The organism is Nocardia sp. Tas62D01, from assembly GCF_055232035.1.
Genome location: NZ_JBUYUZ010000001.1, coordinates 6589849 through 6609724, shown reverse-complemented (window position 1 = coordinate 6609724; position 19876 = coordinate 6589849). Strand labels below are relative to the sequence as shown.

Here is a 19876-nt window from a genome sequence, read left to right as displayed (position 1 = left end):
GACAGCCCTTCCTATGTACAGCCCTTCCTATGTAATGCACTAGCCCGGTCGACTGACGCGACACATCCCACACGCCCCGCATGCGAATTGTCTGGAGAAGCTTGTCATGAGGTCATGGGGATGCGCTCGCTAACAGTGGTATCGCCTGCCGCGTAATGCGTTACAGGAACCGCGTAATGCGTTACAGGAACTGCCCACAACCCGCAGGCTGGACCCGCGCTCCCACCTTGCCATTCCACAGCGATTCTGCGCACACCGCAACACCTTTCAGGGATTTGCGGTAGGGACCCGCCTTTGCAGGCGGCCCCCCGCGCAGATCCCAGCGTGCAGAATTACCGCACTGGGCTCCTGCCTTGGGTTCTGGCGTCGAACCGCGCGTCCGGGAACGGATGCTTCACACGGGCTGGTGGCAGCCACCGATTCGCGATGCGGTTCATCCGCGGCCAGGTGAGGCGGGTGCGCTGGCTTCGACGCCGTAGCGCCTTGGAGGCGAGCCAGAACGACAGCACCGCGTTTGCGCGCAGCCGCCAGCCGATCGCGACGATCGGGCCAGCCGGCAGAAGCACCAAAATACCAGGCCCCCAGCCGGTGAGTTCTAGTGTCCAGTCACCAGCCGCTGTACCTAGGGCGAAGGTGACCAGGACTGTTGCCACGACATCGGCGCGGCGCCACACCAAGTCTCCGAGCTTGCCTCGGTAGTTGCGGCAAGGTATCTCGCTCAACGTCACCGCGTATGCGGCATGAGCGGATATGTGCAGAGGCGGGAGCTTCCAATCGGTGGAGCAGAATGGGGTGCCATGGACGATGCGGAGTTGCTCGAGCAGGTGCGGTGGCGTTGGGAGCGCGGTGTCCCGCCGAAGGTGATCGCGCGTGCTCTGGGCGTGCGGCCGTCGGTTGTGGTGCCGTTGGTGCGACGAATCGCTGCCGAGGCCGAGGCGTCCCGAGGATTGGGGAGGGTGCTCGGTTGCTGGGTCAATTGTGGCTGGAGTGTCGGGCTGGGCCTCGAGGGTCATCCGGAGTGGGCGGAACTGGACGCTCCCGCCGATGAGGACGAAGGCTTCGCGCAGGTGTTTGTGGCACGAGAGGGACGGCGTGGTCGGGCGACGCTGCGAGGCTACCTGGCCGACGTGCACTGCTTGGGGGTGAAGAACGCCGGTGACCCCGAAACCATGGACGCGGGCAGGATCCCCAGCGCCATCCGCATGTACTACGCGTCGTTCGACCGTCCTGCGTTGGAGATTCCGATCGAACTCGGCCGCGAGCTGATCCTGGGGGCGGTGCAGTATGCGCGCGGGCTCGGTTTCGAGCCTGCGGACGCGTTCGATGGTGATGCCGCCGCGTTCCTGGGTGATTGGGACGGGCCGGGTCAGATCGGGTTCGGTAGGGACGGTCAGCCGTTCTACCTCAGCGGGCCCTACGACAATCCGACAGCCGTCGTGCGGACTCTCGAGCAGTCCGTGGGTGCGGGGAACTTCCACTTCTCGGTGGCCGCGGGACCGATGTGACCGCCACGAACAAACCCAACGTCGAGGGGAACGCCCGACTCCATGGGCCGTAAGCCAAGCAAGAGCAAACGCCGGCACGCGAACGGGAAGCGCCGCGACCAGCCGGGCACCATGGATGGACCGGCAGAGTTCGATTGGATCATGGTGGGCGAGCGGCGGATGTTCGTTGTCGGCTACACCGCGGGCGGCGCCCCCTACGGTTGTTTCGAGGACGAGTCGGACGACGACGCATTCGACGGTGCCACCACGGATCCGTTCGGCTAGCCCACGGCTAGCCCGGCACGCGCCCCGGGCCGGTCGGCCCATCCTGTTCGGCCCACTCGACTCGACCCGGTCCTACATGTGCGCTATCGACGCCGGCACCCACGTTTCGAGCATGGCGGTGCCGAAAGTGCATGCCGAGACCGGATTTCGGTTGGTTCGGGGGCTCTCGGACCTACCTCCAGACCCAAACCGACCGCGAATACCCGCACGGTAATCGGCATGAGCGCGCCCACGCGGTGCGCGTGGCCGACCCCCGCGCCACGCAGGGAGCTCGGAACGCCCACCCCGAAGCGGTGGCTGTGGGCCCAATGGCCTCGGCCAGTAGCCTGTGCCGGTGAGGCCAATCGACAACGCACCGAGCACAGCGGCGCGACCGGGCATTGCACTGGCAGCGGTCACTGCCGTCCTGTTCGTAACCTTCCTCGACACCACCGTCGTCAGTGTCGCGCTCGGCGATATCCGGCACGAACTGAGTACCGACGTGATGTTGCTGCAGTGGGTGGTCAATGCCTACACCGTGGTCTTCGCCAGCCTCATGCTGGCGGGCGGATCACTCGGTGACCGCTGGGGTCGCAAGCGGGTCATGATCGTCGGATTGGCGATCTTCTGTGCCGGATCGGTGATTGCGGCACTTGCGGCCAGTGTGCCGGTGCTCATCGCCGGTCGCGCGATCATGGGCTTGGGAGCAGCCGCCTCGGAACCGGGCACCCTGTCGGTATTGCGGCACATCTTCCCCGACGACCGGGCTCGCGCCAGGGCGCTCGGCGTATGGGCGGCGGTGTCCGGACTGGCGCTGGCAGCCGGACCGGTGCTGGGCGGAGTGCTCGTCCACGCGTACGGGTGGCGCTCGATCTTCTGGTTCAACCTGGTGATCGGGGCGGTGGCGCTCGCTGCCGCGCTGTGGTCCGTCCCGGAAAGCGCCGACCCACGCCTGGGGCCCATCGACTGGGCGGGATTCCTGCTCGGCACCGCCTTTCTCGGGTCGGTGATCTACGCCGCGACCACCGGCGAGGATCGGGGCTACACCGCGCCTTCGGTGATCGCACTGTTTGTGCTCGGTGGCATCGCGTTCGTCGCTTTCGTCGCCGTCGAAACGCGGGCCCGCGCTCCCATGCTCGACTTTCGATATCTGCGCCTGCCGGCGGTGCGCGGTGCGCTGGTGGTCGCCTTCGCCGTGTACTTCGGCGTCTTCTCGATCTTCTTCTTCACCGCACTGTATCTGCAAGTGATGCAGTCGTATTCGGGTGCACGCACGGCCACGGTCTTCGCACCGATGGCTGTCGCGATCATCGTCGGATCGCTGGCCGCGGGCTTCTGGGTGGCGCGTCGTGGTGCGCGCACTCCCATGATCATCGGTTGTGCGGTCGGTGCCGGTGGGATCCTGCTGACCCGCCATGCTCTCGCCGGCCCACTGCACGACCTTCCGCTGGCAGGTGCGATGGCGATGGCCGGGTTCGGATTCGGGATCGCTGTAGTGCCGTTGACGTCGGCCGTGCTGTCTGGGGTGCCGGCGGAGCACTCGGGCATGGCCGCCGCAGTGACCAACACGATGCGCCAGATCGGTTCGGCGTTCGGTGTCGCCGTGCTCGGGGCACTGGTGAATTCGTTCCTGACCTCGGATCTCGAGGCGCGGATGAACGAACTGGGTTTGCCGACCGCGCTGCAGCCCAACGCCATCGACGCCGTCGAACGTGGCCGCATACCCGAGGGCGCAGACATCACCCCTTATCTCCAATATCTGTCGAAGGTATCCGACGTGCTCAATACCGGAAAGACGGCATTCCACCACGGACTCGATGTGGCATTGCTGGTTTCGGCGGTATTGATCCTGGCCGCGGCGGCGTTCACCGCGCTCGATGCGGCATGCCACCGAGCAGACATCACATAATCGGCATGAGTGCTCACTCTTGCCGGCTATGGCCAGCATATGGGGCGGGCAGGTCAAACCGCGCGCTCAGCGGCTACGTCGGATGCCTTGGGCGGCAGCGGGTCTCGCCTGCTGGACAGACGGCGTCGCCGATTCGGTCAGCGCGGTATGCGGTTGATTTTGGGGTGTTCTCCGCGAGCCGGTGGCGTGGCCAACCCGGGCAAACAACTCACGGGACCGACAAGACATTCACCGCGCGTGCGCGAAGAGCCGAACAAAGGGGATGGACCCGTACTTCTGCCGCACGCCCGTCACATTCGGTAGTGCCGCCGGGCCCAGCCGCGGTATCCGGGCCCGAAGCCTCGGCGACCGCGGAAGAACAGGAAGAACAACACCGGGAACACGAAGAACGGAACGATATGAGTCGTCACGACAGCCGCCGTGGCGAGCACCAGAGCGGCAACCACGACGACAGGCAGCAACGTCCGCGGGTGCTGCCGGAGCGGTGTCGCCGTGACTGGATGAGCAGGCGGTGGCAGCGGCCGGGGTAGATCGGTGAACAGCACTGCTAGTTCGTCCGCCGTCTTGGCCGCGTAGGCACGGCCCACTCGATCGTCGTATTCATCGACATCCAGTCGCCCAGCCGCGAAGTGCTTGCCGAGCGCTTCCGCCGCCTGCTCGCGTTCTGCCGTACCGACACGCAGGGTTGGCGGCCCGAATACCGTGGGGTCGAAATCGGTCATATCAACCGCCTCATCAGGGGAACGAATCACGCTGCCCCCAGCCTAGGCCGCTTCCGGGCGGTCGCGCCTGCGCCGCCAGGCGTATTCCGTTCTACGTCCAACGGCGGACTCCGAAGGAGGAGTACGACCACCCACGTTGCGTTCGCCGGAGACGTTCACCGAGCGGAAACAGCTTGGCGCTTGCCAAATCGCGCGCGAGCGATGGCCGATGATTTCTGACCGCGGGCGCGGTCTACCTACTCGAACACCGATATCAGTCACCAAGGAGGCCACATGAATCCCACCTCGACCGCTGCCGCCACCGCGCAGACTCTGGAGGTTCCCGGCGCGCGCCTGCATTACGAGGTGCGCGGTTCGGGACCACTGATCGTGCTGGTCGGCTCGCCGATGAACGCCGCGGCATTCGCACCGCTGGCCGACCTGGTCGCCACACGGTGCTCACCACCGACCCGCGCGGACACCAGGGCAGTGTGCTCGACGACCCAGGCCAGGATTCGACGCCCGAACTGCGCGCCGACGACCTCGCCCGGCTCATCACCCGCCTCGACGCGGGCCCGGCTGTGGTGCTCGGTTCCAGCGGCGGCGCGGTGAGTGTGCTCGCGCTGGCGCAGGCACATCCGGAACTGGTTTCCATAGTGATCGCGCACGAACCTCCGCTGCCCGACCTGCTCGACGACCGCGCGGAGCTTGTCGAGGATCCCATCGCCTTCGGCGAGCGGTTGCGCGGGGTGCTCACCGCTGACTGAATGCCAAGGGCCGCTTTGATTCCGCATCGAAAATCGTTACCGGACAGGGGCAGCAGGCCCCCTCCCCGGCGGCCCGCCGCGTGCTGCTCCCACTGCTGCCGGATCGCCGTCTGGTCCCTCCACTCGGAACGTCAGAGCCACGATCCCGCTACGGTCTTCTGCTGCGTTCCGACATCCACAGCCTGTTCGACCGTGGCCGGCTCGCGATCGACAGGGTCACTGGCAATGTCCGGGCTGCGGCCGTCGATCTACCCGACCGGGACGCGCCAACGCCTCCCCGCTACCCGCCGAACGTTGGTTCGCTCTGCTCACCGACAAGAAACTCCGCCGAAGCGCACACCGCTCGATCCAAGCCCTCGAAAAAGACATCCGCGACTGGACCGCCCAGTGGAACGAGAACCCGAAACCATTCACCTGGGCCAAGACCGCCGACGAGATCGGCGACCGACTCGCCTCATATCTTCAACGAATTCCTGGCGCAGAATACTAGCTAGAGGTTTGCTGCGGATGTCCAGAAGACTGCAACCTCCTACCGCGGCACGCTCGACCTAGGTTGTGCCCTGTCATCGGCGGTCGGCTCTCGTTCGACGGGGAAGGGGATCGTTACCTCCAGGCCCGTCCCGTGTCCGGTATGGCTGATGATTTCGAGGTGGCCGCCGAGGGCCTCGACGCGGTCGGTCAGGCCGATGAGTCCGGACCCTTTGGCCGGGTCGGCTCCGCCGATCCCGTCATCTCGAATCCGGAGTCGGAGGTTGTTGCCTTCGGTGGCGACACGCAGCGTCACTCCGGATGCCTGTGCGTGTTTGGCTACGTTCGTCAGCGCTTCCGTTGCCACGTAGTAGGTGGCGACTTCGGTGGATGCCGGTACGGACCGGTTGAGGTCCACTTCGAGATCGATCGGGACTGGGCAGCGGCGAGCGACCGCCTTCAGAGCTGGACCCAGTCCGGAGTCCGAAAGGATCGCCGGATGGATCCCGCGTGAGATTTCGCGGAGATCGTCCGAGACGCCGACCAGACCCTGCACGATCTCGCTGATTTGCGCTTCGAGCGGGGCCAAGTCGGGTGGTACCGAAGCTTCCACGGTGCGCAGGGCGAGCCCGAGCGAGACGAGCCGCTGTTGCGCGCCGTCGTGGAGGTCGCGTTCGATGCGGCGGCGTGCTTCGTCGGCGGCCGTGACGATCCGGGCGCGGGATGCGGTCAGTTCCGAGCGGGCCTCGGCGTTCGCGATCGCGGTCGCGACCAGGTCTGCGAATTCCGCGAGGCGTTCCTCGGTGTCGGCCGGCAGGGGCTCGCACCCGAACGAGCCCGCCATGAGCGCACCCCACAGGCGGCCGTCGACGACGATCGGCGCACCGACACCGGAGCGCAGACCCAGCTCCCGGGCGCGGGCGGCGGCCGAGCCCGCCGCATGGTCGAGGCTGTCTATCCGGGCGGTGCTTCCGGTGTGGAGCACCATCGCAGGAATATTCTCGCCCTCGAGGGTGAACCGCTCGCCAACCGGCATCTTGGGTCGTCCGGGCTCGTCCCGCGCGGCGAGGAGAATGCCCGTGCCGTCGGGCCGGTAGCGGAACAGGGACGTCTTCACCACGCCCAGGCAGCGCGCCGATTCCTCCGCCACGGCGCAGAACACCTCCGCTGACGTCGCACAATGCGCGACCAGGGTGGCGACCCGTCGCAGCGCGGCTTGCTGTTCGCGGGATGCGGTCAGTTCCGAGCGGGCCTCGGCGTTCGCGATCGCGGTCGCGACCAGGTCTGCGAATTCCGCGAGGCGTTCCTCGGTGTCGGCCGGCAGGGGCTCGCACCCGAACGAGCCCGCCATGAGCGCACCCCACAGGCGGCCGTCGACGACGATCGGCGCACCGACAGCGGAGCGCAGACCCAGCTCCCGGGCGCGGGCGGCGGCCGAGCCCGCCGCATGGTCGAGGCTGTCTATCCGGGCGGTGCTTCCGGTGTGGAGCACCATCGCAGGAACATTCTCACCCTCGAGGGTGAACCGCTCGCCAACCGGCATCTTGGGTCGTCCGGGCTCGTCCCGCGCGGCGAGGAGAATGCCCGTGCCGTCGGGCCGGTAGCGCATCAGGGACGTGTTCACCACGCCCAGGCAGCGCGCCGATTCCTCCGCCACGGCGCAGAACACCTCCGCTGACGTCGCACAATGCGCGACCAGGGTGGCGACCCGTCGCAGCGCGGCTTGCTGTTCGCGGGATGCGGTCAGTTCCGAGCGGGCCTCGGCGTTCGCGATCGCGGTCGCGACCAGGTCTGCGAATTCCGCGAGGCGTTCCTCGGTGTCGGCCGGCAGGGGCTCGCACCCGAACGAGCCCGCCACGACCGCACCCCACAGGCGGCCGTCGACGACGATCGGCGCACCGACAGCGGAGCGCAGACCCAGCTCCCGGGCGCGGGCGGCGGCCGAGCCCGCCGCATGGTCGAGGCTGTCTATCCGGGCGGTGCTTCCGGTGTGGAGCACCATCGCAGGAATATTCTCGCCCTCGAGGGTGAACCGCTCGCCAACCGGCATCTTGGGTCGTCCGGGCTCGTCCCGCGCGGCGAGGAGAATGCCCGTGCCGTCGGGCCGGTAGCGGAACAGGGACGTGTTCACCACGCCCAGGCAGCGCGCCGATTCCTCCGCCACGGCGCAGAACACCTCCGCTGACGTCGCACCACGCGCGACCAAGGTGGCAGCCCGCCACAGCGCGGCGTGCTCTTCGGCAACGACGTCGGCCTCGCGGCGGCGTCGGTCCGCTTCGGCGGCATGCGACCGGGCAAGTGCAGCAAGGGTATTGGCCACCAATGCGACAACGAGGAAGACCGCGATCGCCGTGACGTTCTGGGCCGCAGCCGGGCTGAACTGTGCGGGGTGGTTACGGAAGTAGTTCAAGGCGACGGCGCTGGCCACCGACGTCATCACCGACAGCCCGAGCCCCCACACCGTCGACACCGCCATGATGCCCACCAGATAGAGACCGAACGCGTCGCGGGGGGCGATCTGTTCGAGCCACATAACCAGAACCGACTCCGCCACTATGAAAAACGCCGCAACCGCGACTCCGAGCAGCAGGGGCGGGGCCGTCGGACGGATCGAGAGCGAGAGCAAGCGTGCCCGCATCGAGAACGGATCGGCATCGGCATCGCGGCGTGCGGGAGCCGCACCCGGCGGGGATGGCGGCCAGCCGCGCATCTGAGACCGTTTCCGCATCAGGATGCAGAGCTCATCTCGATCCTCGACGAGCTTGTACACGGCTTCATGTCGGTCTCCGAATCCTCGGTGGCATTCCGTGTTCCACGGTCGCGCTCCGGCGCGCACTTGTCGCTACCGCCACCACCCATCGACGCTTCCTGCCAGCAGGAAGGCCGGCCTTCCGGTGAGCTGTAAACGCCCCGTTCGCGCGCCCTGCGTTGCGCCTTTTCCGCGAGATTCCGGGTAGCGGTAATGCTCACCGTCGCCGAATTGGCAGGTGTTGTTCGCCACCGCCGGGAACATCAGCGCGTTCTGCATGATCTGCTTGCGCACCTGGCCGGGATCGACACCATACTTGCGGAGCATGCCCGGGAATCCGTCCTGACTGCCGCACACTGACTGCCACCGACACAACTCGATCTGTGCGGACACTTCGCTCTGCTGGACATCCGAGAGATGTTGACGTGGGGACCGCATGTGACGCGCGCTGACGAACGCCCAGGTCACGTGAACGGGTGGGCTACAGGCATACCGTGCGTGACGTGCGGAAATAACTCGGACGCGGTCCTGGGGTCAGGTGGTCGCAAGTTCAAATCCTGTCATCCCGACAACAAAAACCCCTTCCGACCTGGGTCGGAAGGGGTTTTCTTTCCGGCAGATTTGATTCGGGTGGTGTACTGACGACCAGACGATACTCGGGCGATTCAGTTCGAGCTGCCGTCACGGCTGTCGCAAGCGCTTGTGCAACTCATCGATCACCGACGTGGGTAGCGCGCCCAAGCGAGGATACCGGCCCGCCGGGCTGCGCCGGCGGGCCGGTATCGCCGAGGGTCGGCTGGGCGCCCGGCACGGGCTGGGAGGGGTACCGGCATGACACTCGGGTGCTCGCGCTGGCGCCTGCGGCGGGCCAGGGCGAACGTCCGGCGACGCACCGCCGTGCTGGTATCCGTACCGGTCGCCCAGCGCATGCTGGAGTCGGCGATCAACATCCACACGGTCGCGCCCGTACCCCCTGATCGTGGTGGCCGAGGTGCTCTACCTGCCAGAAACGTCCGAGCAGCAGGCCGCGGCCGGCTACCAGCTACACGGGCACGCGGCAGGCTGATCGGATGGCGGCCCGGTCAGCCTGCCGTGCCCCCGGTGACCGATGTGCCGCATATCCCGGCACAATCAAGGTGTCGATGCTTCCGGCGAGATCGGTGATCGCGTACTCCACGCCGAGCGGCGCACCGACATCGGTGCAGACCGGTCGACCGTCCGGTGAGGCGAACCGCACCCGATGCCCGGCCCAATGCAATACCTGGACTGGCCCGGGCGATATCGAGCAGCAACACACTATCCGATATCGCCACCACGACGTCGCCTCGGCCGTTCGATCCCATGAGCCCAGTCTGCGGAGCCGGGGGAATGTCCACAAGGACACGGTGCCCACAGATCCGGCTGTCCTCACGACGCCGGGATAGCTTGTCTTTTACAGGTGTCGTAGATCGCTTCAATCCACTGTCGCATTCCGGCGAGGTCCCCAAAGCGGCGTTTCTCGACGTTCTTGCGGTCGGGGTGCACCAGCAAGGCGCCGAACTGGTCGACGGGAAATACCCGCCGACCAGGTCGACGAATTTGTCGAGAAGTGGCACGAACGTGCGAGGATCATGCGGGCAGCGCCCGGTTTCCGGGACGGACGCGACCACCGACATCACCGCCACCCGCAAGATCCGCGCGGTCTGGTGCGCCGGCCGCCAGATCACCCCTACCACCAGCGTCTGACTCGGAGGCGCTCGAGTGCAGCCGGCCGCGCCACCGCAGGAACGACCGCCCTACCAGGCGAACAACCGGTACAACACGAAGGAAGACATGAACAGTGACATCACCGAGATCACCCAGCTTGTACTCCACGAGCGGCAGGGTCGTGACCGCGGCTGGTGGGACCAGATGCGGTCCTGCTTCGCCGATGACGCGACGGTTCGGCTGAGCTGGTTCCGCGGCAGTGGCACCGACTTCGTCGCCGAGTCCGAGAAGATGGCCGGACGCGGTGACGCCGCTGTTCACCGGCTCAGTCCTCCCGTTGTCCACCACCGCGATGAGCGCGCCCTGGTCGAATTGTCCGCCGTCATCGAGATGCGCACCACCCTCGACGGCACCGAGGTCGACCTCGCGTCCGCCGCCCGCCTCTACTACCGCGTCGAACGTCGCGACGGCCGCTGGCTGCTTGTCTCTCTTGACCCGGTCTACGAACGCGACACCCTGTCGGCCGCTCACCCCGGCGTCCAGCTGGCCGTCGGCCCGCAGGACGTCGCCGCCTACCGGCCCTCCTACCGATTCCTCTCTTACGTGTTCTCCCGCCGCGGCTACACCGTCGGTGATGACCTCTATGGAGACGACCGCCCCCACCAGGCAACGCGCTTCTACAACGACGCCCACGCCTGGCTCAACGGTTGACCCGCCTCGCGCCGTCCACAATCGACTGTGCTGTTCCACAACCACGACCGGTGCTGTCCCATGCAGCCTTGGAGCGGTTGTAGGTGGCCCGCTGCCGCAGCGGCTCAGCGCCGGGTTCTGCCCTTGCGATGCCGCAGGTAAGGAGCCCGAACTGGCACATACTCCGAGCTGAACTGCACTGAGAGATCAATTACCGGGTCAACGTACGGAGACGAACCAGTAGCCCCATCGCGCCCCACCCGACAGGCGACAGCCGACCCGAGCCAGTCAGAAAAATCGACAAGCTGCAAGCCCACCACGGCAGACGCCAAGACACACACCGCTGACGCCTTACACGCACTCATCGGCACGTGTGGTGGCACGCTCCATCAGCGGCCGAAGAGCGCGTTCGCGTGGCTATCCCATAGCACTGCGAGGCTCGCGGCCAGCGTCGAGCTCTAGCTAGCACCGAACAAGTGACACGGACATGGACTAGCCCAGCCGGGCCATGCTCGCCGCGGACGACGGCCGGCCGAGCCCGCCCGACACCCTCTCCCGCGCGATCGCCTTCGCCCGGTCGCGGTGGTGTCCGCGACCACGGCCATCCCGATGACCAGGAGCTTGTCCGGGCCGAGCGCCTGCCTGGCCTGCACGGTGAACTCGGGGGGCAGCATGGCGGGCATCGCCCCGTCGGCGATCTCGCCGGCCGTAGAAACCACCTAGGGCAGTTACCACCCTAGGTTCCGGCAGAAGTCGAATCATGCTCGAAACCTGGCGCGACTGCTCCGACCGCTGTCGCTCCTACGCCGAACCTCCGGCTCACACGGGCGCAGGCACTTTCGGCTCGCCCAGTAACCGACCCTGACCGACCCACCGTCTGCGTTGGCGTGGCTCTCTAATGGCTTGCCTCCCACCGGTTGCCGTGCAGGGAGTGGCTGGAAAGGGGTCTGCCCAGGCCCGAACTAGCGGTGCCCTCCCGCACGGACACCACATCACCGTCCAGGGAGAACACCGTGACCGTCATTGTCGGGATGGATCCACACAAACGCTCGGCCATCCCCCATCACACCCGTCACCGACCGACCGGATCGGGGTACCGCGCCGGGTATGGAACAGCTGCTCGTCCTGCGGGCTTCTGAGGCCTCGATGGGTCGACGATCACCGCGACGGCTGACAGACGAATACTGTTGGCGGAAGGCATGTTCCGCTCACCGCAACAGGATGCGCGCTACTTCGATCGGGCGTTCCAGAGATGTGAAGTGACCCGTGTCCGCCAGGGTGATCGTTTCGACATCGGATAGCAAGCGTTCTACCTGTTCCCGTTCGGCCGACTGTGACCAGTCCTTGTCGCCGTAGACAAGCGTCACCGGCACGCGTACATCCGCATAACTGCGTCGTGCCTGGACGAATCCGTCCAGACTGCGCAGGATCGCGCGAGCCACAGTCGGGTAACCGGCCCGCCTGCCGCTGCGACGGAGCTCTGCGAGGAAGCCTTCCGAAGATTGTTGCGATCGATGAGACCGCCTCGCAGCACACGTCGCAAGATGAGCCGGCTCTCCATGCGGGCGAAGATCTGTCCGGATCCGGGCAGCCGGATCGCCGTCCCGATGAACCTCGCGAACCAGTTGCCGCGCTCGAGTCCCTGTGGGTAGTCGTAGCTGTTGAAGGCGACGATCCGGCTCAGCCTGTCGGTCAGTTCGGTCGATGCCGACAAGGCGAGAGCGGCGCCGAGGGACTCGCCGGCCAGAGTGACATCGTCCAAGTCCAGTGCCGTGATGAATTCGACCACCGCGGCGCGCAGTTCGGGCTCCTCGTAGCGCGCACCGGGAACGATGTCGGACCATCCCATACCGGGAAGATCCAGCGCGTAGACCGTGAACGAATCCCACAGCTGCGGGATGACTCGGTGGAAGTAGTCCAGCTGCGTGCGCACGGTGTGCAGCAGCACCAGCGACGGACCGGTGCCGCTCTTGAAGTAGCGCAACCGCGAACCATCGGATCGTACGAAGAACTCGACCTCGCCTCGGCCCTCGCTCCACGTCGCCGTGTAGCTCTGCTCGGGAATCCTATTGGACTGCATTGTCTTTTCCTCTCCGCAGTTCGGGCAGGCGTCAGGCGCCGACCGGCAACTCGGTCGCCGAAGGAGTTGTCTGTCGGGCTTGCGCGGGCAGTAGGAACATGACGAGAACAGCTGAGACCAGGGCGATTCCGGCGGAGACCAGCGAACCGACGTGGAGTCCGTCGAGAAATGCGTGATCGACTGCCTGACGGACGCCGTGAGCACCTTGCGGTGGCAGTTGGTCGATGACCTTGTGCGCGGCGGCCATCGACCGTCCAATGGCTGAGCGGGCGTCAGCGGGAAGCGGTGTCAGTGCCGGATCCTCATCGAGCCTGCCCGTGTATACCGACGCGAATACGCTGCCCACGATCGCGACTCCGAGAGTGCCGCCCAACTCGCGGGTGGTGTCGTTCACGGCCGAGCCGACGCCGGCCTTGTCAGCGCTCAGCGAGCCCATGATCGCCTCGGTGGCCGGTGCCGTGGTGAGTCCGAGGCCACCACCGAGAAGCACCATCTGCATCGCGATCTGGGTGTACGGCGTAGCCGCGGCGACTGTGGACGCCCAAGCCAACCCGGCGGCAAAGATGGCCAGACCCGAAGCGACAACGACTGTCGTGCCGACTCTTTCGACCATACGTGGTCCGACGACGCTGGCGACCGCGATCGAGACGGCGACCGGCAACAACCGCACTCCGGTCTCGAATGCGCTGTAGCTCTTGATGAATTGGAAGTATTGGGTGATGACGAAGATGAAGCCGAACAGGGTCAGGAAGCCCGCCGTCACAGCGAGGCTGCCGCCCGAGAACCGCCGGTTCGCGAACACCGACACATCCAGCATCGGATGCGACCGGCGTCGTTCCCAGACGGCGAACCATGCGAGTACGCCCACGCCCACGCCGAAGCCGGTCAGGGTTCGAGCGCTGCCCCAGCCCCAGCCGGGTCCCTCGATGATGGTGTAGACGACGGCGGTCACGCCGATCGTGGACAGGATCAGACCGACGATGTCGACGGGTGGCGTCTCAGGATCGCGGGAGGTGGGGACGAGCAGCTGCACTCCGATGGTCGCCACCGCGGCGACCGGAACGTTGACGAAGAAGACCGACCCCCAGGAGAAGTGTTCGAGCAGCCAGCCTCCGGTGATCGGTCCGGCGGCCACCCCGATGCCGGTCATCGCGGCCCATAGGCCGATCGCCCGAGCACGCGGACCCGGGTCGGTGAAGATGTTCGTGATCAGCGCAAGCGTCGTCGGGAAGATCACTGCGGCGCCGACGCCCATGGCGGCCCGCGCCGCGATCAGTGCATCCGCCGAGTTCACTTGTGCCGCACCAGCGGACGTGATGGCGAATAGCGCCAGCCCGATGCCGAGCGCGCCCCGCCTGCCGTAGCGGTCGCTCAGACTGCCCGCCGACAGCAGCAGACCGGCGATGACGAGGGTGTAGGCGTCCACAATCCACTGCAGTTGCGTTGTGCCCGCGTCGAGTTCGCGCGACAACGTGGGCAGGGCGACGTTGACGATGGTGGCGTCGACGCTGATGACGAAGACGCTCAGGCAGATGACGGCGAGCGCGGCGAGGGGATGTTCACGGTCTACGGGGCGATGGTGGTAGGTGCGCATACAGATACGGTAAGCCCGATTAGACAAACAAATCAAGTGATTAGATTAGAAAGTTGTCTTACTGCTAGAATTGCATGCATGGCCGCCCGGAGGAACTACAACCAGAACTGCCCCATCGCGAAGGGGCTCGACATGTTGGGAGAGCGATGGACGTTGCTGATCCTGCGCGAGCTGGTCGGGGGCCCACGCCGCTACGGCGACCTGCGCGCCGAACTGCCAGGAATTGCGACCAACCTGTTGGCCGACCGGCTCCGGGAGCTCGAGGATGCCGGGATCGTCGACCGCGCCGAACTGCCGCCACCGGTCGCTCGCACTGTCTACACCCTCAGCGAGATGGGCTGGCGGCGGGTCCTGCCGATCCTGCAGGCCATCGCATGGTTCGGCTTGGACATGCTGGAGCAGGACGAGGCCGGGACAGTGTCACCGTTGAACGGATTCCTCGCCGGCGTCCTGCTCGCCTTCGACCCAACCCGCGCCGGTAATCTCGACGCGTCCTACCGCATCGAGATCGACGGCCGCCGTTTCGAATTCAGGGTCGACAGCGGACACCTTGCCGCCGGACGTGGCACGCCCGCAGTGACAGTGACCGCCACTGGGGCCGATCTGCTTGCCGCCCGGCTCGGGTCTACCGCGGCAGAACGGGACGCCGCGCTGCGGCGATTGACATTCCAAGGCGATCGCGATGCCGTAGCCACGCTTCGCACCCTCTTCCACCTGTCCACGGAACCGGCTGTACCGGCCTGAGGTCGGGTAGCCCGAGAGAGTCTCACCCGCACGCCCCCACAGATCCGTACGTGACAGTCGCCCGTCATACGGCTCCATATAAGCGCATGCGCATGGCATTCGCATGTAGACTGCAGATATGGTCGTTGCGATTCAGATCAAGGACGTGCCCGAGGAAGTGCGGGACGCTATCGCCGCACGCGCCGCAGCGAGGGGCCAGTCCACCCAGGTGTACCTGCGCGCCCTGCTGGAGCGAGAGTTGCGCGCCGAGCGGAACAAGCATTTGCTCGAGAGCTTGACCGGGCACCGCAGCCTCGACATGGGCGCCGAGGATGTGGTCGACGAAATTCGTGGCGGCCGCGAGGACGACGAGTGATCGTCGTCGACGCAAACGTCATGGTCATGGCCTTGTCCAGCCCCACGACGCAGGGCGACACCGCGCGAGCCGCGATGCTCGCCGACGACGACTGGATCTCTCCCGCGCACATGCCATTGGCGGTACTGCGCACCCTCCGCAAGGCCGTGCTGGGCAATCACTTGACCGCCAACGACGCCGACGCCGCGTTCCGAGCCCTCGCCGCTATGCAGATCGTCTACGTAGGAACCGATGTTCCGCTGCTGCATACGGTCTGGGCAATGCGCCACAACGTCTCCGTATATGACGCGGCCTACCTGGCGGTCGCCGCGCTGCACGACGCTGCGCTCATCACCTTCGACGCCCGGCTCGCCAAAGCCGCCGAACAGACCAAGCCGGACATCCTCGTCACCCTGCTCTGACTCCGGGTGCGTACCGATGGCACGAAGCCCCTCGCGTCCGGTGTCTTGACCTGCGAGACCGGCCGATCGATCCCCACATCATCGAATCGGCGCTGATGCCAGCCGCCGACCAGTTCGAGCGTGGACTTCTGGGCACAAGGCATCCAAGGTCTGGCCCCGAGCGGTCATCTGAAAGCCGCTCGCGCAACGGACATTCCCGCCGCACTCGAGGTCTCCCAGTCCGGGCGGGGCGCCCGCGTGTGGATCTTCTTCGCCGACGCCACGTCGGCGGCCTCGGCGCGTCGTATCGCCACCGGCCTGCTCGGCGAAGCCATGCAGTTGCGCGGCCGCATGAACCTGTCCAGCTACGACCGGCAGTTCCCGTCCCAGGACACCCACACCGGACGCGGGGTCGGCAATCTCATCGCAGCACCGCTGAGCGGGGCCGCCGCCAGCACGGCACCACCGTGTTCCTGGATCCAGCGACCCTCGAACCGTTCGACGACCAGGGACATACCTGTCCAGTGTTGCGAGGCTGTCCCCGAAACAGGTTGCCGCGCTGGCAACCTCGCTGCCACAGCCTACGGTCGGCCACGATGTCCGCCGCCTGCAGATGCCGACCTCGTCGAAGATCGTGCCCAGACCAGCCGTGCTGGTCCGTGCGTCGTCAATTCCAGCAAATTTCGCTATGCTGGCCAAACTGCCGGGGACGCGCAGGGCGTGTTGGACCACGGCGTCTGGTGCTATCCGGAGGCGCTTGTTCTAGGGGGATTTCATGCGGTTCGATGCCAAGACGTCGGTGCGAGTGCTGGCGGTGGCCTGCCTCGTGGCGCTGGCGGGTTGTTCGAATGACTACAACGACCAGCGGGGCAAAGGTGACGCCCCCGTGAAGGACGGCCAGGGCGACAACACCCCCGCCGAAGTCTTCAATATGCCGAACGGTTTCGGCAATGTCGCCACCAAGTGCGTCGGCCATGGGTATCGGGCATACGTCACCACGAACGCCACCGGGCCGTCGAACATCCAGATCGTTGCCGACGACACCTGCAAGCCGAAACCATGAGGTACCTCGCAGTTGCCGCCTGCCTGCTGCTGCTCTCGGTCGCCGGCTGCTCCCGCCAGCACTACGAGGAACGCGGCAAGGCCGACGCGCCGGTCAGCGGCCGACAGGGCGAAAACTCCGCCGCCGAGATCTACAACTTCCCAAACGGTTTCGGCAACCTAGCGACCAAATGCGTAGGCAAGGGCCAGCGCGGATACGCCACCACCCGCTGGATCTCGCAGGACGACAAGTCCCCCGAAATCGTCCCGGCCAACGCGGTCATCGTGGACCGGACTGCACAGGCTGACCGGGCGCGAAAGGCGGGCCGCACCGATAGCAGCGCGTGAACTTGCTCGGTGGTAAGTGCGGCCGCGAGGCTGACCTGGGTGGCGCGAGTATCCATGTGGAGGTAGGCGAGCTGTTCAGGCCGCTTTCGGAGAACCCGTGGCCGCCAACGCTATAGCAGCCACACATAACTCTGTACGTGGTTCGCGCGAGCCCCGACTGCCCGGTGATCGGTGTCCAGTCGACCGGCCATAGTCCGAATCCGGATCCCGCAGCACCGCCGAAGTCGAGCATGAGATTCGGATGACGGCGAGCGACGGCGGCGAGTTCGGACCACAGCTTCAGTGAGGTCGCCGCGGTGACGGCACTTGTACGGCATCCTCGACAGGATTTTCTATAATGAAATACATTTCACCATTGAATTCATGTTCATATTTGTGGATGATCGTCGTATGAGCCCAGACACACCGACACCGTCGAACACGCTGCCCCGCGAGACCGACTACCTGATCATCGGCGCTGGTCACAATGGTTTGACCGCAGGCTGTTACCTGTCCCGCGCCGGCCATCGAGTGACCGTGCTCGATGCGTCGCCGAAGATCGGCGGAATGACATGCACGAACGCGATCCTGCCTAGCGCTCCTGATCACCTCTTCAACGAGGGCGCGATTCAGGCGACGGGAATCTTCGGAATGTCCGGCATCGCAGAGGATCTCGAACTGCACAAGCACGGCCTGCGGATGATCTCCGTCGATCCGGCGCACGTACAGCTCGCACCCGACGGGAGTTCACTGGCGATCTGGAAGGATCCGCGGAAGACCGCCGACGAGCTGCGTCGGTTTTCGAAAAAGGACGCCCAGGCGTGGCTCGACCTGGCGAACGCATTGGACCCTGCGATGGACCTGGTCATCGCCTACATGAAGGCTCACCCGCTACGGCCCTGGACGAAAGACATGGCCAAAGCGGTCGCCCGGGCAGCTCGACACCCCAAGCGGCTGTCCTCCCTGCGACACTTGGCGACCGCCTCGCACACGGAGTTCCTCGAAGAGACTTTCGAATCGGAACTGCCCAAGGGTGCCCTGGCGGCGATGGCCGCCTTCTCGCAGATGCGTCTCGATATGACCGCTTGGGCAATGATCTACCTCGGCATCGTTCAGAAAGTCCCCAATGCCATGCCCGTCGGCGGTACCGGATCCCTTCCCGCCGCATTGCACCGCTATCTCCATGCGCACGGCGGTAGCGTGCACACTGGCTGCCGCGTGGAGGAGATCGTCCTGTCGAATGGCCGCGCCACCGCCGTCAAGCTCGACACCGACCAGATCGTTCGTGCGCGAAAAGGCATCATCAGCACGTGCAACCCCGTCATCACGCTCAACGAGCTGCTGCCGGAAGGGGCGCTGGATCACAAACTGGCGACACGCGCCAAGGACATCCCCATCCGCAAGACTCATGCCACGTCCCTCAAGATCAACGTCGCATTGAAGGGACAGGTGTCGATGAAACGCCACGAAGAGTGGCGCGGGAACGATCTCGATCTTCGCGGATACCTCGCCGCCTGGCATACGCTGGAACAGCAGGACGCCGCCTGGAACGCGGTGGTGCGCGGCGAATGGCCCGATCCCGTGCCGGTCAGCTGCTCGATGATCCCATCGGCCGTCGATCCCTCGCAGGCACCAACTGGGCAAAGCACCTTCTACCTGTGGTCAGGTGTCATCCCCGTGACGCCGCGCGAGCCGTGGGAGGACGTGCGGGACAAGGTCGGCGACGCCGTGCTGCGCGACTGTGCCCAGTACTACGAAGGTATCGACACCCTGGAGATCGGCCGAGCGGTGCTCGGCGGGCCGGATATCGAGGAGCGCTTCAATGCCCCCGCCGGCAACGTTTACCACGTCGACCCACTGATCACCCGATTCGGCCCCATGAAGCCGGCGGCGGGGCTAGGGGCTTACCGCCTGCCTGTCGATGGGCTGTACCTCAGTGGTGCCGGCACACATCCCGTCGGGGGTGTGTGCTCGCTCCCCGGAAAACTTGCCGCCGAAACGGCGATGCGGATCGAGGCGAAGAACCGCCGATGACGCGGACGGGTGTCTCGCGTCCATGGCTGACCGCGAGACACCCGCCGGACGTTTGAAACTGAGGTACTCGATCGGGCCGAGCTGGGAATTCATTGATGGCGAGCATCGGCGAGCGGTTCACCCGCATCAAGCCGCGGGAGCGAACACACGGGAGAATCGCACACAGCAACCCTGGGGACCGGGATGTACGGTGTGTTCCCACTGCTGCAACAGGATTCGCTGCTAGCGGAAGCTTGGCTGCCGCCTCGGTTATTCGACAGTGGCGGCGGCGACGATGTAGCTCCTTGGCGTCACGCCACGACTCGCCGGGGTGTGTGGCGAACCAAGTTGGATGTCGGCAGCCACCGAGGTCAAGATCGCGGTGCGGCTGGCCGTGCCGACGCCGCAGAGAGTGAACAGAGCCTCGGCGAAGCGGATCGGCGAGGCCCAGACCCAATGCCGCTTAGCTCGCCCCCTGTAGAGCTGTGACCGGCGGTTTTGCGGATGGTCGTCGTTGTGTCGGCGTGATGCAGCTTTGGTTGGCCAGCCGGATGGTAGCGGGTCCGGTGTGACGGGTTCCCTTGTCTGCCTTGCGTTTTACTCGGAAGCTGTTGTGTCTGGCGC

General features: G+C 65.9%; 19 protein-coding genes and 2 pseudogenes. 13 read left to right on the top strand and 8 right to left on the bottom strand.

The annotated features are described in order from the left end of the window. Window positions 1-332 precede the first annotated feature (332 nt). On the bottom strand, window positions 333-722 hold the full coding sequence (locus ACV7NQ_RS31460) for a hypothetical protein (RefSeq protein WP_463366125.1): 390 nt from the start codon (window positions 720-722) through the stop codon (window positions 333-335). Between the two features lie 75 nt (window positions 723-797). Here ACV7NQ_RS31460 and ACV7NQ_RS31455 point away from each other — a divergent pair, with 75 nt between their 5' ends. The 3 genes from ACV7NQ_RS31455 (at window position 798) to ACV7NQ_RS31445 (ending at window position 3657) form a co-directional block, all read left to right on the top strand. Further along, window positions 798-1505 carry a hypothetical protein gene (locus ACV7NQ_RS31455; protein WP_463362893.1) on the top strand — a complete coding sequence of 236 codons (708 nt, stop codon included), beginning with the start codon at window positions 798-800 and terminating at the stop codon, window positions 1503-1505. A gap of 42 nt (window positions 1506-1547) precedes the next feature. After that, window positions 1548-1769: a hypothetical protein gene (locus tag ACV7NQ_RS31450; protein WP_463362892.1), complete on the top strand. Its 222-nt coding sequence runs from the start codon at window positions 1548-1550 to the stop codon at window positions 1767-1769. A 334-nt stretch (window positions 1770-2103) separates the two neighbouring features. Continuing rightward, window positions 2104-3657, top strand: coding sequence for an MFS transporter (locus tag ACV7NQ_RS31445; protein WP_463362891.1), 1554 nt, complete (start codon window positions 2104-2106; stop codon window positions 3655-3657). A 290-nt stretch (window positions 3658-3947) separates the two neighbouring features. Here the strand turns inward: ACV7NQ_RS31445 and ACV7NQ_RS31440 are convergent, their stop codons facing one another. Next, window positions 3948-4379: a DUF1707 SHOCT-like domain-containing protein gene (locus ACV7NQ_RS31440; RefSeq protein WP_463362890.1), complete on the bottom strand. Its 432-nt coding sequence runs from the start codon at window positions 4377-4379 to the stop codon at window positions 3948-3950. 273 nt (window positions 4380-4652) lie between these two features. Between ACV7NQ_RS31440 and ACV7NQ_RS31435 the strand changes: the two are divergent. Then, a pseudogene (locus tag ACV7NQ_RS31435) lies at window positions 4653-5068 on the top strand (alpha/beta fold hydrolase); the annotation flags it as partial. A 137-nt stretch (window positions 5069-5205) separates the two neighbouring features. After that, window positions 5206-5619, top strand: coding sequence for an HNH endonuclease signature motif containing protein (locus tag ACV7NQ_RS31430; protein ID WP_463362889.1), 414 nt, complete (start codon window positions 5206-5208; stop codon window positions 5617-5619). Window positions 5620-5654: 35 nt separating this feature from the next. Here the strand turns inward: ACV7NQ_RS31430 and ACV7NQ_RS31425 are convergent, their stop codons facing one another. The 3 genes and pseudogenes from ACV7NQ_RS31425 to ACV7NQ_RS31415 all read right to left on the bottom strand — a co-directional run. Further along, window positions 5655-8363, bottom strand: a complete 2709-nt coding sequence (locus ACV7NQ_RS31425) for a sensor histidine kinase (RefSeq protein ID WP_463362888.1) — start codon at window positions 8361-8363, stop codon at window positions 5655-5657. Window positions 8364-8435: 72 nt separating this feature from the next. Continuing rightward, on the bottom strand, window positions 8436-8669 hold the full coding sequence (locus ACV7NQ_RS31420) for a hypothetical protein (RefSeq protein ID WP_463362887.1): 234 nt from the start codon (window positions 8667-8669) through the stop codon (window positions 8436-8438). Between the two features lie 1098 nt (window positions 8670-9767). Then, window positions 9768-9869: pseudogene (locus ACV7NQ_RS31415) on the bottom strand (IS982 family transposase); the annotation flags it as partial. 285 nt (window positions 9870-10154) lie between these two features. Here ACV7NQ_RS31415 and ACV7NQ_RS31410 point away from each other — a divergent pair. Beyond that, complete coding sequence (locus ACV7NQ_RS31410) at window positions 10155-10739, top strand: nuclear transport factor 2 family protein (protein WP_463362886.1); 585 nt, start codon at window positions 10155-10157, stop codon at window positions 10737-10739. Window positions 10740-11926: 1187 nt separating this feature from the next. Here ACV7NQ_RS31410 and ACV7NQ_RS31405 read toward each other — a convergent pair. From ACV7NQ_RS31405 to ACV7NQ_RS31395, 3 genes are read right to left on the bottom strand one after another with little or no spacing between them, the layout of a single operon-like run. Next, window positions 11927-12091, bottom strand: a complete 165-nt coding sequence (locus ACV7NQ_RS31405; RefSeq protein WP_463362885.1) for an alpha/beta fold hydrolase — start codon at window positions 12089-12091, stop codon at window positions 11927-11929. Then, a complete protein-coding gene (locus ACV7NQ_RS31400) occupies window positions 12082-12798 on the bottom strand; it encodes an alpha/beta fold hydrolase (protein ID WP_463362884.1) in 717 nt (238 codons plus the stop codon). The genes ACV7NQ_RS31405 and ACV7NQ_RS31400 overlap by 10 nt, the downstream gene beginning before the upstream one ends. Window positions 12799-12829: 31 nt before the next feature. Then, window positions 12830-14392: an MFS transporter gene (locus tag ACV7NQ_RS31395; RefSeq protein WP_463362883.1), complete on the bottom strand. Its 1563-nt coding sequence runs from the start codon at window positions 14390-14392 to the stop codon at window positions 12830-12832. A gap of 78 nt (window positions 14393-14470) precedes the next feature. Between ACV7NQ_RS31395 and ACV7NQ_RS31390 the strand changes: the two genes are divergently transcribed. The 7 genes from ACV7NQ_RS31390 to ACV7NQ_RS31360 all read left to right on the top strand — a co-directional run bounded on the left by ACV7NQ_RS31390 (window position 14471) and on the right by ACV7NQ_RS31360 (window position 19273). Then, entirely contained in the window at window positions 14471-15136 is a 666-nt protein-coding gene (locus ACV7NQ_RS31390; protein WP_463362882.1) for a winged helix-turn-helix transcriptional regulator, read from the top strand. Between the two features lie 118 nt (window positions 15137-15254). Continuing rightward, window positions 15255-15491 (top strand): FitA-like ribbon-helix-helix domain-containing protein, encoded by a 237-nt coding sequence (locus ACV7NQ_RS31385; RefSeq protein WP_463362881.1) that lies wholly within the window; start codon window positions 15255-15257, stop codon window positions 15489-15491. Next, window positions 15488-15892, top strand: a complete 405-nt coding sequence (locus ACV7NQ_RS31380; protein WP_463362880.1) for a type II toxin-antitoxin system VapC family toxin — start codon at window positions 15488-15490, stop codon at window positions 15890-15892. The genes ACV7NQ_RS31385 and ACV7NQ_RS31380 overlap by 4 nt, the downstream gene beginning before the upstream one ends. A gap of 120 nt (window positions 15893-16012) precedes the next feature. Next, window positions 16013-16723, top strand: a complete 711-nt coding sequence (locus tag ACV7NQ_RS31375; protein ID WP_463362879.1) for a TOTE conflict system archaeo-eukaryotic primase domain-containing protein — start codon at window positions 16013-16015, stop codon at window positions 16721-16723. After that, window positions 16647-16934: a hypothetical protein gene (locus tag ACV7NQ_RS31370; RefSeq protein WP_463366124.1), complete on the top strand. Its 288-nt coding sequence runs from the start codon at window positions 16647-16649 to the stop codon at window positions 16932-16934. The genes ACV7NQ_RS31375 and ACV7NQ_RS31370 overlap by 77 nt, the downstream gene beginning before the upstream one ends. After that, a complete protein-coding gene (locus ACV7NQ_RS31365) occupies window positions 16931-17260 on the top strand; it encodes a hypothetical protein (RefSeq protein WP_463362878.1) in 330 nt (109 codons plus the stop codon). The genes ACV7NQ_RS31370 and ACV7NQ_RS31365 overlap by 4 nt, the downstream gene beginning before the upstream one ends. A gap of 390 nt (window positions 17261-17650) precedes the next feature. After that, window positions 17651-19273 carry a phytoene desaturase family protein gene (locus ACV7NQ_RS31360; protein WP_463365887.1) on the top strand — a complete coding sequence of 541 codons (1623 nt, stop codon included), beginning with the start codon at window positions 17651-17653 and terminating at the stop codon, window positions 19271-19273. Window positions 19274-19876: the final 603 nt, after the last annotated feature.